The 16,258-nt window shown below is 30.3% G+C and carries 10 protein-coding genes and 1 other RNA gene; 10 read left to right on the forward strand and 1 reads right to left on the reverse strand.

Annotation, left to right across the window (positions count from 1 at the left end; all coding sequences use genetic code 11):
• Positions 1-431: 431 nt before the first annotated feature.
• The 5 genes from rnr to A7L45_RS01750 all read left to right on the forward strand — a co-directional run bounded on the left by rnr (position 432) and on the right by A7L45_RS01750 (position 6,499).
• On the forward strand, positions 432-2,633 hold the full coding sequence (rnr, locus tag A7L45_RS01730; RefSeq protein WP_071611173.1) for a ribonuclease R: 2,202 nt from the start codon (positions 432-434) through the stop codon (positions 2,631-2,633).
• 198 nt (positions 2,634-2,831) lie between these two features.
• Positions 2,832-3,299: an SsrA-binding protein SmpB gene (smpB, locus tag A7L45_RS01735; protein WP_071611174.1), complete on the forward strand. Its 468-nt coding sequence runs from the start codon at positions 2,832-2,834 to the stop codon at positions 3,297-3,299.
• A 225-nt stretch (positions 3,300-3,524) separates the two neighbouring features.
• Positions 3,525-3,877, forward strand: a transfer-messenger RNA (tmRNA) gene (gene ssrA / locus A7L45_RS01740).
• Positions 3,878-4,152: 275 nt separating this feature from the next.
• A complete protein-coding gene (locus tag A7L45_RS01745) occupies positions 4,153-5,031 on the forward strand; it encodes a DNA-methyltransferase (protein WP_071611175.1) in 879 nt (292 codons plus the stop codon).
• Positions 5,032-5,086: 55 nt separating this feature from the next.
• Positions 5,087-6,499: a hypothetical protein gene (locus tag A7L45_RS01750; RefSeq protein ID WP_071611176.1), complete on the forward strand. Its 1,413-nt coding sequence runs from the start codon at positions 5,087-5,089 to the stop codon at positions 6,497-6,499.
• An 87-nt stretch (positions 6,500-6,586) separates the two neighbouring features.
• Here A7L45_RS01750 and A7L45_RS01755 read toward each other — a convergent pair whose 3' ends face one another.
• On the reverse strand, positions 6,587-8,221 hold the full coding sequence (locus A7L45_RS01755) for an ORC-CDC6 family AAA ATPase (RefSeq protein WP_170288110.1): 1,635 nt from the start codon (positions 8,219-8,221) through the stop codon (positions 6,587-6,589).
• A 248-nt stretch (positions 8,222-8,469) separates the two neighbouring features.
• On the opposite strand from A7L45_RS01755, the gene A7L45_RS01760 reads away from it, so the two are divergent.
• The 5 genes from A7L45_RS01760 to A7L45_RS01780 all read left to right on the forward strand — a co-directional run bounded on the left by A7L45_RS01760 (position 8,470) and on the right by A7L45_RS01780 (position 16,123).
• Positions 8,470-11,778 carry a type I restriction endonuclease subunit R gene (locus A7L45_RS01760; protein WP_071611178.1) on the forward strand — a complete coding sequence of 1,103 codons (3,309 nt, stop codon included), beginning with the start codon at positions 8,470-8,472 and terminating at the stop codon, positions 11,776-11,778.
• A gap of 20 nt (positions 11,779-11,798) precedes the next feature.
• Entirely contained in the window at positions 11,799-13,298 is a 1,500-nt protein-coding gene (locus tag A7L45_RS01765; protein ID WP_071611179.1) for a class I SAM-dependent DNA methyltransferase, read from the forward strand.
• A 1-nt stretch (position 13,299) separates the two neighbouring features.
• Positions 13,300-14,499 (forward strand): restriction endonuclease subunit S, encoded by a 1,200-nt coding sequence (locus A7L45_RS01770; RefSeq protein ID WP_071611180.1) that lies wholly within the window; start codon positions 13,300-13,302, stop codon positions 14,497-14,499.
• Positions 14,500-14,862: 363 nt separating this feature from the next.
• On the forward strand, positions 14,863-15,225 hold the full coding sequence (locus A7L45_RS01775; RefSeq protein ID WP_071611181.1) for a hypothetical protein: 363 nt from the start codon (positions 14,863-14,865) through the stop codon (positions 15,223-15,225).
• The gene (locus A7L45_RS01780) at positions 15,218-16,123 is read left to right on the forward strand and encodes a tyrosine-type recombinase/integrase (protein ID WP_224616807.1); all 906 of its coding nucleotides are present in this window, start codon (positions 15,218-15,220) and stop codon (positions 16,121-16,123) included. The genes A7L45_RS01775 and A7L45_RS01780 overlap by 8 nt, the downstream gene beginning before the upstream one ends.
• Positions 16,124-16,258 lie beyond the last annotated feature (135 nt).

Consider the following 16,258-nt stretch of genomic DNA (forward strand, 5'->3'; position numbering starts at 1 on the left):
GAAATTTAATATAATTAAGAAGCAAAGATAAATAGAAAGAGAAATAGCCCCCCTTTTATTTGTTATAAAAGCAGCCCAACCCCAAGGGCTGTTTTATTTTGTAAAAAAAGTCGATTTTAAGAAGGAATTTTAATATAATATGTTTAAGCAAAACACCCGCATTAAATATAACTATTTAATGGGGGCATTTTTTATTAAGATTAGGGAAGTATATAACCACATAGTATATACTAGATGTGGTTTTTAGATTATAATAAAGTGAGTAATTATAGAAGTATATGAATAAATTAGCATAATAACATTAAAAACTGGAGTGATAATAATAATTTTTAGGATAATTTATAAATACATTAGTATAAAAATTATGTTGATATAAAAACTAAGTAAGTATAAAAATCAAAACATGTAGAAATTAAACAGGAGGAAACCTAATGGATATAAAAGAAACTTTAATAAGTCTTATGACAGAGCAAGCATACAAACCTATGAACATAGCGGAACTATCTAGAATATTTGATATAAAAAAGAAAGATATTAAAGGTTTTGCAGCTTTATTATCTGAAATGGAGAAGGCTGGTGATGTAGCTAGATCAAAAGCTGAATATTATGGTATACCAGAGAAGATGGGTCTTGTAGTTGGTAAATTTCAAGGTCATCAAAGAGGGTTTGGATTTGTAATACCAGAAACAGAAAGACCAGATGTATTTATTCCAGCAGATAATGTAAACGGAGCAATGAATGGTGATAAGGTTCTTGCGAAAGTTTTAAAAGAGGAAAATGGTGGGAAAAAATGCGAAGGTGAAATTGCAAAAGTAATAGAAAGATCTAATAAAACTATAATAGGAACTTATCAAGATAGTAGCAATTTTGGTTTTGTAGTAGCTGACGATAAGAGAATCGCTCAAGATATATTTATTCCTAAATCTGAAAGACTTGGTGCAAAAACAGGCCAAATAGTAATAGCTGAAATAACTCAGTGGCCAGAACAAAAAAGAAACCCTGAGGGAAAGATTATCGAAATCCTTGGTAACAAAGGTGACGCAGGTATTGATATATTGTCTATAATTAAAAAACATAAACTACCAGAGGAATTTCCAGAAGCTGTTGAAACTTATACAGAAAACATATCTGATGAAATTCCAAAAGAAGAGTATGCAAGAAGAAAAGATTTAAGGGACCTACGTATGGTAACTATAGATGGTGAGGATGCTAAAGACTTAGATGACGCTGTATCTATTGAGCTTTTGGATAATGGTAACTATCGTTTAGGAGTCCACATAGCGGATGTTTCTAATTATGTTAAAGACAAAAATCCTTTAGACAAAGAAGCTTTGAAAAGAGCAACTTCAGTATACTTAATTGATAGAGTTATACCAATGCTTCCTAAAAAATTATCAAATGGAGTCTGTAGTTTAAATCCTAAAGTGGATAGGTTAGCACTCACTTGTTTTATGGAGATAGATAAAAACGGAAAACATGTAGATCATGAAATAGTGGAAAGTATTATAAAAACTAATGAGAGAATGACTTATACTGACGTTACGAAAATACTTACTGATAAGGATGAAGAAGTAATTAAAAGATATGACTATTTATATGAAGACTTTAAACATATGGAAGAGTTATGTGCCATTCTTAATAAAAACAGAATGAATAGGGGCGCTATAGATTTTGATTTTACTGAGTGTAAAATAATATTAAATGAAAACGGAAAACCTATAGATATCGTACCTTATGAAAGAGGTATTGCAAATAGAGTAATAGAGGAATTTATGTTAGCAGCTAATGAAACTATAGCGGAACATTTTTTCTGGCTAAATGTACCATTTGTATATAGAATTCATGAGGATCCAGATGAAGAAAAGCTAATGCGTTTTAGTGAATTTGCACATAATTTAGGATACGCTGTAAAATGGGGTAAGGAAGTTCATCCTAGAATGCTTCAAGATATATTAGGAAAAGTTAAAGGTCAGAAAGAAGAAATGGTAGTAAGCACACTTCTTCTCCGTTCTATGATGAAAGCAAAATATTCATCAGAATGTAGTGGTCATTTTGGTTTGGCTGCTAAGTATTACAGTCACTTTACATCACCAATTAGAAGATATCCAGATTTAATGATCCATAGGATAATTAAAGAGGTTCTAAATGGAGGATTAAGTGATGCAAGAATAGAGAGGTTAAAAAAAGAAGTCGAAATTGCTGCTAAACAATCATCAGATATGGAAAGAGTAGCCATGGAAGCCGAAAGAGACGTTGATGACTTAAAGAAAGCAGAATACATGAATGAGAGAGTTGGTCAAGAATTTGATGGTATTATTTCATCAGTAACCAATTTTGGATTATTTGTTGAACTCCCTAATACTGTAGAAGGTTTAGTTCATATGACTACCTTAGATGATGATTATTATGTCTTTGATGAAAGACATTTAACCCTTATTGGAGAGAGAACTAAGAAGATGTACAAATTAGGAGAAGAGGTAAGAATCATAGTTAGTAAAGTTGATCTAACTTCTCATGAGGTTTATTTTGATATAATTAAAGATGAGGATGAGCATGAAGAAGGCTCAGATGATTATTCAGTTAATCAATTAAATGAACTCATAAAGGATGATTCAACAAAGGAAGAAGAGTAGAGCATTAGAATAATACCAATATAAGAATAATCTATAAGAGAGAAAACTTTCTCTCTTATAGATTAAACATGGAATATTTTGTTAAAACGCTCTGCATATTCTTGAAATAAGGCATTATATATAGTATAATGATACTTAATAAAAAGAATAATACAAAAAATCTTACACTATACTAATAAGAATAAAGTAGGTGAAGTTATGATAAAGAAGACAGAAAACAAAACACTGGCACAAAATAAAAAAGCAAGACATGATTATTTTGTAGAGGAAGCAATGGAAGCTGGTATAGAGCTTGTTGGTACAGAAGTGAAATCCATCAGGGCTGGTAAAGCAAACTTAAAAGATAGTTTTGCAGATGTTATAAATGGAGAAATATTCGTTAAAAACATGCATATAGGCCATTATGAGAATGGAAATCAGTTTAATGTTGATCCATTAAGACCCAGAAGGTTATTGCTTCATAAAGAACAAATAATTAAACTAGGGTTATTCACCGCTCAAAAAGGTTATACACTAGTTCCGTTAGCTCTTTATCTTAAAGATACTAAGGTAAAAGTTAATCTTGGGGTTGTTCGTGGTAAGAAGGATTATGATAAGAGAGATGCAATGCTAGAAAAAGATGCTAAGAGAGATATGGATAGACAGATAAAAGAGAGAATGAGATAAATTCTAATAATGAACTTAGATTCCATAATATTAGCACTTGATAAAGAGTATAATATGGTGTATTATTAGGACTATAGTCAGTAACATAGTAAAGAACTTAAAGTTACTATCTAATCGATATATGAGTTACAAAAAATTAGAAAATATAGATTTGCGTTATATATGTAATAATGATTTTATATTATTACAGTGTAAAAGATTTAAATTTAATCTTTTCACATCTTTGGGGGCGTACTTGGTTTCGACGGGGGTACGTTGTGTCGAGGAAGCGAGCTGAGGGAACCTATGGACCCGCATTAAAAAACTATTGGAACAATTTAAACGCAAACGATAATTTACAACTAGCAGCTTAGACTGCTACGTCTTACCTTAGATGACCGCGACTTAGGATAGGGCGACGACAGCGGTGAACCGAGTCTGGGAAAGCTTTGACCTGGAAACGGAAAATATGAAGCTACTAAAACTTAAACCTGGTCAATAGGGGTTAGGTAGAGGGAATGTTAAATTATTGACTACGCTCGTAGATGCCTAGGTGTTGCTGCCTTCGGACAGGGGTTCGACACCCCTCGCCTCCACCAATGAAACCCTCGACTAATTAATTTTAGTTGAGGGTTTTCTTATGCCCTTATTTAGTTGGATTATAATGATGTGAACAGAACCGTACCATAAATAAGTGAGGACTAACTTTATTTTAAATATAGAACAGAACATACTAAGCTTCTTGAATAGATTATGCTTCTATCTCAATATTATTTGGCTGGGTATTTAACATGAGTATAGGAAAAATAGTGATACTGTGTATACAACCTTAATATATATATATATATTAAGGTTGTAAAGGGGAATTTATAAATTGGCTATCAAGTATCAAGAAAATGAACTATACTATTGTGACAACCTAAACCTTTTGAGAGAGATACCAAATAATAGTATTAATTTGATTTACTGTGATGTTCTATATGGTACAGGAAAAAAATTTAAAGACTATAAGGACATTAAATCTGATGAAAATACAGTAAGGAATTTTTATGTCAACAGATTAAATCTAATGAGAAATAAATTGAAAGATAATGGTTCTATTTATATTCAGGTAGATACCCGTATTAATTATCTAATGAGAGCAATAATGAATGAGATATTTGGAGAAAAAAATTTTAGAAATGAAATAATCTGGTGGAAGAATACTTTTTCTCAAAATCAAGAAGATTTATATTTGAAAAAGCACGATAATATACTATTTTATACTAAAGGTGAAGAATTCTATTTTGAACCTCAAAAAATATTTAATGGAAAAAAGGTTGATAGAATGCAAAGAGGATTTTTTGATTCAGGCAATGCATATCTTGTTTATGATAAGGAGAAATTCGAAACTTATAAGCGAATACACGAAGAAAAAGGAATATTTAGCAAGAAAGCAATAAAAGAAAAATTTAACGAACAGCCATTTACCACGTGTCAAGATGTAATAGCTGATATTGGTGTAGTCAATCCTAAATCAAAAGAATGGGAGGACTATTGCAGTCAAAAACCGATAGAATTAATGGAGAGAATTATTTTGAGTAGTTCAAAGAAAGGAGATTTAATAGCTGACTTTTTTATGGGAAGTGGGAGCTTTATAGTAGCGGCAGTGAAAAGTGGGAGACGATATATTGGTTGTGATACAAACATAAAGGCTTTAACTATATGCCGAAGAAGAATAAATGAAATAGAGAATGTGGAGAAAAATGATTAGGATAAACTGAGAGTGGATATGATATAAAACAAAGATAAAAAGGGAGAATTAAGAAGTGTTTAAATTTTTTGAAAAAGATGATATAGAAAAAATACTAAATAATAAAAGAATCCAAGGAACTAATGAAGAAAAGTTAGAGAGAATTAGGCATGTTGATGAAACAGAGGCGCTTTTAGTGCGATTTGAGAGAATGATTAATTTTACTTATAAAAATCGTAAAAGTTTAATTCTGCATTATCCTTCAAAAAAAATAAATAATGAATTAATGATTAAAGAGGGACTAAAGAAAAAGGTACCGTTGATAGGAAATATTTTTTTAAGTAAAGAAAGTAGCAGAGATATTATTCCTTTTGCCGAGTGCGTAATTAATGGAATATTTTTACCTGAAGAGTTGGCCATACATTGGAATAAAATGTTTGAAATTAAATTAAATGACAGACGGGGTACTCTTTATAATATTTATAATGAAAATATTAAAAAAGAACTTGAGGAAAATGCCCCTCAGCTTAATGAGGCATTTGAGTTACTATTTCAGCAATTTAATTATAGTGATAAGCAATTAGAGAAAATTATAAAATTGACTAAAAATAATAAAGTTCATACGGGAGATTCAGCTTTATTGTGGATAAGATGTGATGTATTGGAGTATTATACATCTTCACACATAATACTTGATAATCATAAAGTATCTTACTTCGAATACCTTTCAAAGTATAAGTATTATCCCCATTCAGTAGCATATGGTTTAACAAAGAGGGAGTATTATAAATTTAGACAAAGTATGATTAAAGCTTCTGATTATTGTGTGAGTGAAGAAGCTATAAGAAAATCTTTTGTTTTTTTGGATGAGACTGATAAGCTTAAAGCACTTAAATTTCAATCACGGTATAAAGTGTTCTCAGAAGAAGCATGGAGGGATTTGTTGTGCAAAGAACAATTTATTTATACAGATAATTTAAGAAATAATTATCTAATATTATTACATTTAATTTTAGAGAATAAATATAATAAGAAGTTTACTTTAATAGATTACGATACAGAAGTGAGATGTTTTAATGATACAAATAGAGGTAAGAAATATTATATTGATGCATATCTACATTTTTATATAGCTGAGGAACAAAGAAATGTGAGATATTATATTGAATTTAAAAACTATGAAAGGACAATGTATGAAGATGATAAAGACTATCTTCATCAACCTAAAGCTATTTTAAATAATAACTTCGATATAGAAAGGTATAAACATGATGATACAGATATATGGTATTATATGGCTATAACTAAAGGCTCACCATATGTTTATGGGAAGAATAGTGTAAAGGATAGCGGGATTCAACTAGATAATTATATTGATTTTACATGGACTGAAGTTTTTAGCATAATAGAAATAAATATACAAGCAAAAGCTAGAGAATCCATAGATAGGAGTTTAGGTGGGTTTTTAAAGTTTATAGAAAGAATATAAAAACTCACTTAGAAGCTATACGGAGAACTGTACCATAAATAATGTGGAAAAGTAGGCTATAGTTATATATAACTATAGCCTATTTATTTAAAATGATATTGACTGACAAGATTCATATCCTCTTTTAGCGCTTAATTTAGTATCTTTTTTAAAGTATTCTAAAGCTTTAGATTTTGTTGGAATTGCTCCTTCGGTAAAGGCTATAGCTAAATCAATCATCATAACAAGACCTTTTCCAGTTCCAGTATCAGTAGATGAATTCTTCAAACTACGAGTTCTTGATTGATTATGAATAACTCCTTTGGATATCAAATTACCAATTAATTCTTCTTTGCTTCTAGGACAAGTGAAATAAAAGTTAATCGGAACATAATTATTTTTTGATGAAGATTCAGTTTCAACTTTTTTATTTCTCTTTTTTAATGCAGCAACGATTTTTTCAAATGTTTCAAAATCTTCTTTTGTAAATTTACTTCGCGTAAGTATCGTACTAGTAACGATTTTATCTATAGACGAACTAACATCACTATATCTTATTTTATATGTTTTATTATCATTAATTTGTTCACTAGAATAAAATTCACATAGTGTTTCGTAAGATTGGTGAAGTATTTCAAAAAATCTTCGAGGTAATCCATTAGATGCGTATACAGCTAAAAGAAAAGCTTTTTCATCTTCAAAATAATCAGATACATTGTAGCTAGTAGGATTGAATATTTTCATTTTTTTGTAAAATAACTGATTAAAAAAGTTTTCATAAAATGAAACTTGAATATCAATTTCTAGATATTCCATAGAACAATCATCGCCAGGTTCAAAATCAATAGCAGACCCTAATGCCTTTGAAGGATATGAGGTTGCTTGTGGAGGATAAACACCACCAATAAAGTATAAATAATTTCTATCATTACTTATTCTTGTGCCACCTCTAATAAGCTTAAATAGACGGAAAATTTCTGTTTGTGCATCAGGCGGTAGATCAGAACATTCATCTATAAGCAATATTGTATGATGGAAATCAAAAAGTTCACATAGATATTTAAAAAATTGTGTTATAAATTTTGATGCATTTAGGTGACTTAATCTTATCGTAAGGTAATCTATTGATAAAGAGTCTTCGGTTGATGATTTTGCAGAAGCATTAATTCCGTGATAAGAAAGACCACCAGAGTATTCTTCCAAATCCTTAGTAATTTGAGAAAGTTTTACTGGATTATTTAATACGGATTGATGTAATTTGTTAGAATATTCTTCTATTTCAGAAATCAAATAATCAATGTCATTAGATTCCTTTAATCCAAATAATTCTGCTAATTCACTTATAACCTTGTTAATTATGTTAGTAGATTTCTTATTTAGAGTAGATTTATTAATTTTTATAGTATTTACTGCTTCAATTATTATAGTGCTATACAGATGTATTCTAAATAAACTAGTATCCTGTGTAACATATTCGGCAACTTCAGCCATTGATATGTAGACTGGAAGAACTCGAAGAGTTTGAAAATTTTCAATTAACCTAGTACTAATCATTTTTAAAATATGAGTTTTACCAGTGCCGCGAATACCTTCTATTAGTGTATTAGAACCATCTTTACTAATATATTTATCAATAGAAAAACCAGGGTCTATATGAGTTTCTGGATTGAATTTTGACTGTGCATCATGTTGAAAGAATGCATTAGGAATTTGTATAACAGGCATATAATCACCATCTTTCATAAGAATTATAACAATATTATACAATAGATGCTAATATTTTACAAGATATATAAACATATCTAATAGACTAAGGTCTATATGTTATATGTCTAGTTATTCATGCTAATATTAATAATATAAAGGGATCATATTATCATAATAAAAGGCTTGTAAATAGAAATTACCTCGTATATATTGACACTAAGGAAGAGTTTAAATATGAGAATTTATGGTATAATATAGTTAAAAGTTGTTTTGGGGGAATAAAAATGTCAAATTTCTATTTTTTAAATAAAAAATGGGCAATACTTGCTAAAATAGGTATACAAGCAGAAAGCTATTTACATACAGATAATAACGCATCAATGCTAAAAATGCGTATGTTTGGAGAGCAAATAATTGACCATATTTTAGCAGTATTAAGTGTTGAAGCGAATAAGTTTGCAACACAAGATGATAAAATAAAACTTTTAAGAAATACAACAATAAACCAAGCTATTCCAGATCTGTTTGACATAGTTAGAAGATTTGGAAATAAAGCAAATCATCAAGGTTATGAAAATAAAAAAGATGCTTTAGAGTGTTTAGTTTCTATGTATAAAGTAGCAGCTTGGGTTTATATAAAGGTTACTAAGGATACATCAATAAGGCCTTTAACATTTAAGATTCCGAAGACATCAACTGTAAAGGTAAATGTTTATGATATAGAGACATATGCAAAAGAAAAGGAAGAAATAAAAGATCAACACAATGAAGAAGTTAAATCAATTAAGAAAGAAACTAAAGTAATTGTAGAAACAGAACAAGACAAGATAATTGAAAAAGAAGTTGAAGCTACACTAGATCTTAATGAAGCAGAAACAAGAAAAAAATTAATAGATATTATGCTTAGAGATGCAGGTTGGGATATAAATAATAAAGAACTAGTTAGGTTAGAATTGCCGTTAAAGGATCATAAGAAGATTGGTGGAAATGGAGCAGCAGATTATGTTCTATTTAATAAAAAGGCTGAACCTGTTGCAGTGGTAGAGGCAAAGAAGACATCTGTTGATCCTATAATAGGTCGTCAACAAGCTGTAGAGTATGCAAATACCATAGAAAAAAAATATGGTAAAAGACCTATAATATTTTGTACGAATGGATATGAAATAACAATTTGGGATGATGCATATAGCGAACCTAGACTAATTTGGGGGTTTTATACATTAAATGATTTAGAAGAGGTGTACTTTAAACATAAACATAAAAAAGATTTAAATAAGATTGAGATAGATAAAAATATAGCAGGAAGACCATATCAAATAGAGGGAATTAAGAGAGTTTATGAAAAATACCTAAATGGTTATAGAAAATCACTTTTAGTTATGGCTACAGGAACAGGAAAAACAAGAACTGCTATAGCATTAACAAAAGGGCTAATGGAAGCTAATTGGGCAAAAAGAGTATTATTCTTAGCAGATAGAGATGAGTTAGTAAAACAAGCTAAGGAGGATAAATTTAGCTTTAAAACGTTTATGCCAGAGCAAATATCATGCAGAATCACTGGGAAGAACTCAGATAATAGAGAAGCAACTTTGTATTTCTCAACTTATCAAACAATGATAAATTACTATAGCAAGTTTAGTGTAGGTTTTTTCGATTTAATAATATGCGATGAATCTCATAGAAGTGTTTACAAAGTTTATAAGGATATTTTAGAGTATTTTGATACCAATATATTAGGGTTAACTGCAACACCAGTAGATTTCATAGGTAGGGATACCTTTAAACTATTTGCATGTGGAAAAGGCGATCCGACGTTTAGTTTTTCTGTAGATGATGCTTGGAATCATATACCACCATATTTAACTGAACCAAGGGTTATAGATGTGACTACAGACTTTCTGAGAAAAGGCATTAAATACAATGAGATGACAGAAGAACAAAGGCAACAGGTAGATGAAGAAGGCTATGATGGTGATGATATAAATTATGAAAAAACAGACCTAGAAAAGAAAATAACTAATAAGGATACTAATAGATATATATTAAAGACATTGATGAATAATGGAATAAAAGTTGGTGACTATATTGGAAAAACGATTTTATTTGCCAAGACTAAAAAGCATGCAAATCTCTTGGATTCATTATTTAATGAAATGTATCCCCAATATAAAGGAAAGCTTACGGCCGTAATATATTCTGAAATTACTGATAAGTCTATTTTAATTGAGAAATTTAAAGGTGAAGATTTTCCAAGAATAGCAATATCCGTGGATCTATTAGATACAGGAATAGATGTTCCTGAAATAGTTAATTTAGTTTTTGCAAAGCCCATATATTCAAAGGTTAAATTCTGGCAAATGATAGGTAGAGGAACTAGACGTTGTGATAATTTATTCAAACCTGGAAGAGATAAAACAGAGTTTGCTATATTTGACTGCTATAAGAACTTTGAATTCTTTGAGATGAATCCTAAGGGCTTTGAGCCAAAACCTCAAAAAACATCGTTACAGGTAAGATTTGAAATAATGTGTAAGCTTTTGGAAAAGTATAAAATTCAGAATGAAATCAATATATGTAATGACTTCGTAGAAAAACTAAAAGCTGATATATTGGATTTACCACAAGATAGTATTGAAATAAAGAAAAGTAGAAAAAGAATAGAGCAGGTTAAAAAACAAGAATATTGGAGTCATTTAAGTGAGGATTTTATTAAAAAGTTAAAATTGGAGATAGCACCTTTAATTCAATGGATAGAGCCTAAAGATAATTCAGATGCTATAGGCTTTGATAACTCTATATATAGAGTTATGATCTTATACATTACTGGCGACAAGGATGGATTAATTAGAGAGATCAATACTACAATGGAGAAAATATCAAGGTTAAAGATTAATTTAAACTGGTTTGATGGTAAAAGGGAGCTAGTTAAGTCACTTTTACATCCATCAGGGTGGGAAGAGTTAAGTTATGAAAAATTAGAGCAAATAAGAGTAGATTTAAGGGAGTTAATGAAACATAAAGGGGCAACATCTAATCATTTTGTAGTTTTTGATATTAAGGATACAGGTGGGGTTATTAAGGAAATTAGTGCTGGTTCAGTATTATATGGAGCTAACATGGAGCCTTATGAGAAGAGAGTTAAGAGCGCTATTGAGGGTAAATTAAACGATCAACTTGTAATTCATAAAATAAGAAAAGGTGAAAAACTTTCACAGACAGAAATTGAAAGTGTTTACTCAATATTTGGTGTAGATTTCGTCTATAGCATTGATGAACTTTCAAGTAAAACCGATATTGATAAAGAAGATATTATAGGGATTATAAGAAAATTTGTAGGTGTGGATGAAGTAGAGTTAAATAAAATGTTTGAAGTATTTATCCAAAAGCATCATAATAAGATGAATGCCACTCAGATTAAGACCTTAGAAATAATTAAGAATGACATTGCAAAGAATAAAGGTATATCTTTTGCAGCATTATTTTCAGAACCGTATACAACCTTTAATCAAAATGGAGTAGATGGTATATTTGGAATAATGGCAGATGAGGTTTTTGACTTAATAGCTCCATTTAAGGCTACATATATATCATAAGATAGGAAGGACGCAAACAAATGATAAGTGCAGATATAAAGAGTAAAGTAGATAAATTATGGAATAATTTTTGGTCGGGAGGTATATCTAACCCTCTGACAGTTATAGAGCAAATATCATATCTTCTATTTATTAAAAGATTAGATGATATTGATAATTCAAACATTACAAGATCAAATAGGATAGGGGGACCATATAAATCATTGTTTCCAGATGATTTGATGAAGTGGTCGGAATTTAAGCATTTAGATGTAAGTGAAATGTTTGATATAGTAGCACAAAAGGTATTTCCATTTATAAAAAAAATGGGCGGTGAAGAATCAAGTTTTACTGCTGAGATGAAGGACGCAGTATTTATGGTACCGAAGCCATCTTTACTGCAAGAATCAGTAAGACTTATTGATGGTATAAAGATGGATGATGCAGATACTAAAGGTGACTTATATGAATATCTATTATCAAAACTTGCAACATCAGGTGTTAACGGTCAATTTAGAACACCAAGACATATAATAAGAATGATGGTAGAACTTATGAATCCAACTCTAGAGGATAAAATATGTGACCCAGCATGTGGTACTGCGGGTTTTCTTATTAATTCATTAGAATATATTTTAGAGAAGTATACAAAACCTGAAAGTATATTCACTGATGAAGAAGGGAATTTCCATAGCAGAATTGGAGACATGATGACGAGTAAAGAATGGGAGTACTTTAGAACAGATATGTTCTATGCTTTTGATTTCGACCCGTCAATGGTTAGAATAGCTTCTATGAACTTAATGCTTCACAGCATAGATGATCCAAATGTTAGACAAATGGATGCCATGTCTAAGAGATATGAAGAAGAAAATAAGTACACTTTAGTACTAGCTAATCCTCCATTTAAAGGCAGCATAGATGAAGGTGATATAAATACAACTCTAGTTAAGGGCGAAAAAACAACCAAGACAGAGCTTTTATTCATAAAACTTATAAATCGAATACTTGACTTAGGTGGAAGGTGTGCAGTTATAGTACCGGATGGAGTTTTATTCGGCTCAACAAAAGCACATAAAGAAATTAGAAAGACACTAGTAGAAGAAAATTCATTAGAAGGTGTAATATCGATGCCTTCAGGAGTGTTTAAACCTTATGCCGGTGTATCAACAGCTATACTTATATTCACAAAAGGTGGAGAAACAAATAAGGTATGGTTTTATGATATGCAAAGTGATGGATTCTCCTTAGATGATAAGAGAAATAAGCTTGATAATGATGGTGATATACCTGAAATAATAGCAAAGTGGAAAGTTATAAAAGAAGATAATGCAATTGAGCCGTCTAAGAAAGATAAATGGTTTTGGGTAGATAAAGAAGAAATTGTTAGTAATGATTATGATCTTTCCATAAATAAGTACAAAGAAATAGAATACGAAGAAATGGTCTACGAAAAACCACAAGTTATATTAAATAAAATTGAAGCGTTAGAAAAACAAATTTTAAAAAATATAACAGAGTTAAAGGGTATGGTGAAGTAGTTTGCATAATAAGCTAACAGAGAGCTGGAAAAGAGTAAAATTATCAGAAGTAGGTAAGATACTTACAGGGAATACACCTTCTACAAAATGCATAGAGTATTATAACTCTAATGATGTTATGTTTATAAAGCCAAATGACTTAAAAGAAAACACATTTAATAAGATAAGTTATAGTAAAGCATATATATCTTTAAGTGGAGCAGAGAAGGTAAGGAGGGTGCCTTCTGGGAGTGTATTAGTAACTTGTATTGGAATAATAGGGAAGGTTGCATTAGTAGAAAATGAAGCCTGTTTTAACCAGCAGATTAATGCTATTATTCCTGATAAATGTATAATAGACGGAAAGTTTTTAGGTTATGCAATATTAAGATATAACTATTTGTTAAAAGCAGCTGCCAATGCACCTCTTATACCAATAATAAATAAATCACAATTTAGTAACATAGAGATTATGATACCATCGGTAAAGGTTCAAAAGAAAATAGTGAAGATTTTAGAAAAGGCTGAGGAGGCTTTAGGAAAGAGGAGGGAAGCTAATAGATTATTGGATGAATATTTAAAGAGTGTTTTTGTAGGAATGTGTAGTGAAGAAAGTAATGATATAAAACTAGTTAATCACGTAGTTAAATCTATAGATGCTGGATGGAGTGTAGGTGGAGAAGAGAGGGCAATTTGTAATGACGAAATTGCAGTGTTAAAAATAAGTGCAGTTACTAAAGGGACATTTGATGCTAGTAAGTATAAAGTTATTTCAAAGGATGTAAAAATTAAAAAACATTTAAGTTGCAAAAGGGGAGATATACTTTTTAGTAGAGCAAATACTAGAGAATTAGTAGGAGCATCATGTATAGTGTATAAAGATTATGATAATTTGATTCTTCCGGATAAACTATGGAGAATAACCATAGATGAAAGCTTAATGACAAGAGAGTTTTTCTTATATTCAATTAATACTAATAAGGTTAGAAAAGAAATATCAAAGTTGTCCACAGGGACAAGTGGATCTATGTTGAACATATCAATGGCTAAGTTCAAAAACATAGAGTTGAATGTGATGTCTTTTAAAAAACAGGAAATTTTTTCTGAAATATACTTAAAAATCCAAACAATTAAAGAAAATACAATGTTAAATGAAATTAAATTGAGCAACTTATTCAATTCATTAATGAAAGATGCCTTTAACGGCAAGTTAAAATTTTAGTAAACTCGGTCAAGATTACATCTTAAAGGAGTTAGACCAGTGCGAAGTTATAGGAATAAAGAAAGGGAGAATCGTCATTTAGGTGACGGTTCTCCTTTTATATTCACTGCAAAAATTCGAAGAATTTAACTGCAAAAGAATTCTCCTATCCATCACAAAATTATCTTTCCATTTACACCAACTCTTCATTCCATATTCGTCATTCTATTTTTCACTGCATAATCTAAATAATGTAGTCAATTTATAAAAGTCTAAGATGGAGTAAAATCTGTTTTAGACTATTTTTTTTACATGTAACAATCCTAAGTTTAAATATATATTATTACCTTGAATAAAAAAATAGTATTCAAGGAGGAAATAATCATGATAAAGTTAGCTCACAAAACAGAAGTAGAAACCCTAAAAGATCTACCTGCAGAAGTAATAGAAAAAGTATTAGAAATAGTAACTATTCTTGACGAAAATTATGGTGATACAAGAGAAAAATATGACCTGGGAGGCTATGTACTAATAGCAGAGGTTCTAGAAGATGTGGAAACTATAAAGGAGTTAATAGATTTTCAATATACTTTGCCAGAGTATGTGGAACTAATATCATGTCAAAATGGCGGTAGCTACACTAATTCTTTTATGCTCCTAAGTAGTGATTATAGTATAAGCCTATTGATTCCAAATATATTAACACCTGAGAAATTGTTAATACATTTGGAGGATAATCGTGAATGATAATAATATTGAAATAGCAGCTGAAAAAATAGTAACTGACTTTGAGGAAGCATTAGTTGCAGATGGTAAAGCACTAAAAACTATAGAGAGTTATATAGGAGACATTAAAGTGTTTCTTGAATGGCTAGAATTTAAGGGTAACATCTTTACTGGAAACCTAAAAAGATTTCATATTACAGCATATAGAAGTTATTTAGTCCAAAATAACTACGAGATTAATACTGTAAATAAGAAGATCAATAGCTTACAGTCATTTAATCAATATCTAATTGATGAAAAATACCTAACTGAGCAAGTGGTGAATTTAAAAAAGGATAAGTTAAAGGTAGCTGCAGGTAGTGAAAAAGAGGTGGAAGTATTCACAGAAGCCGAAGTAGAAAGGTTCTTATTCTATATCCAATCGGAAAAGGTAAGATCCAGGGATAAGCTAATAACATTAATGCTGCTTTATACTGGGCTGAGAGTGTCAGAACTAGTAAATGTGAAACTAAGAGATGTAGATATGCTATCTATGAACCTTACTGTAGCTTGGGGCAAAGGGGGTAAAAAAAGAGATGTACAACTAAAGGGGCAAGTCGTTGATTCAGTTAAGGAATACCTAGCGGGAGAAAGAAGGGGTAATAAATTCGCTAATAGTGAGTATCTAATTTTAACCAATAGGTCAGCAAAGATGGATAGGGATGCAGTGAATAGGGTATTAAAAAAAATGGAAAGCAAGTTAATTATAAGAATGAACCCACATAAATTCCGTCACACATTTTGTACTAGACTATTGAAAAAAGGAGTAGAATTGACAACTGTTGCAAAGCTTGCGGGCCATTCTTCTATTCAGACAACAGCTAGTTTCTACATCAATACGTCTTCAAAGGACAAGAGGGAGGCTGTGGAACGGCTATAGATAATATAGTTTTCTGCAATGGAAGATACAGCAAACTAAAATGACGACACTATCAGGAATGGAAAACAGAATGCATATCGTAGGTCTTTAAGTTAAAAACATATAAGCAGTATATTAAAATAAAATTAAAAAATG

It is taken from the genome of Clostridium estertheticum subsp. estertheticum (assembly GCF_001877035.1).
Classification (GTDB): domain Bacteria; phylum Bacillota; class Clostridia; order Clostridiales; family Clostridiaceae; genus Clostridium_AD; species Clostridium_AD estertheticum.

Excerpts from the sequence above, each read along its gene's own strand:
- A7L45_RS01775 (WP_071611181.1), top strand. The coding sequence starts at position 14,863 with ATGATAAAGTTAGCTCACAAAACAGAAGTAGAAACCCTAAAAGATCTA.
- A7L45_RS01755 (WP_170288110.1), bottom strand. The coding sequence starts at position 8,221 with ATGAAAGATGGTGATTATATGCCTGTTATACAAATTCCTAATGCATTC.
- A7L45_RS01760 (WP_071611178.1), top strand. The coding sequence starts at position 8,470 with ATGTCAAATTTCTATTTTTTAAATAAAAAATGGGCAATACTTGCTAAA.
- rnr (WP_071611173.1), top strand. The coding sequence starts at position 432 with ATGGATATAAAAGAAACTTTAATAAGTCTTATGACAGAGCAAGCATAC.
- smpB (WP_071611174.1), top strand. The coding sequence starts at position 2,832 with ATGATAAAGAAGACAGAAAACAAAACACTGGCACAAAATAAAAAAGCA.
- A7L45_RS01765 (WP_071611179.1), top strand. The coding sequence starts at position 11,799 with ATGATAAGTGCAGATATAAAGAGTAAAGTAGATAAATTATGGAATAAT.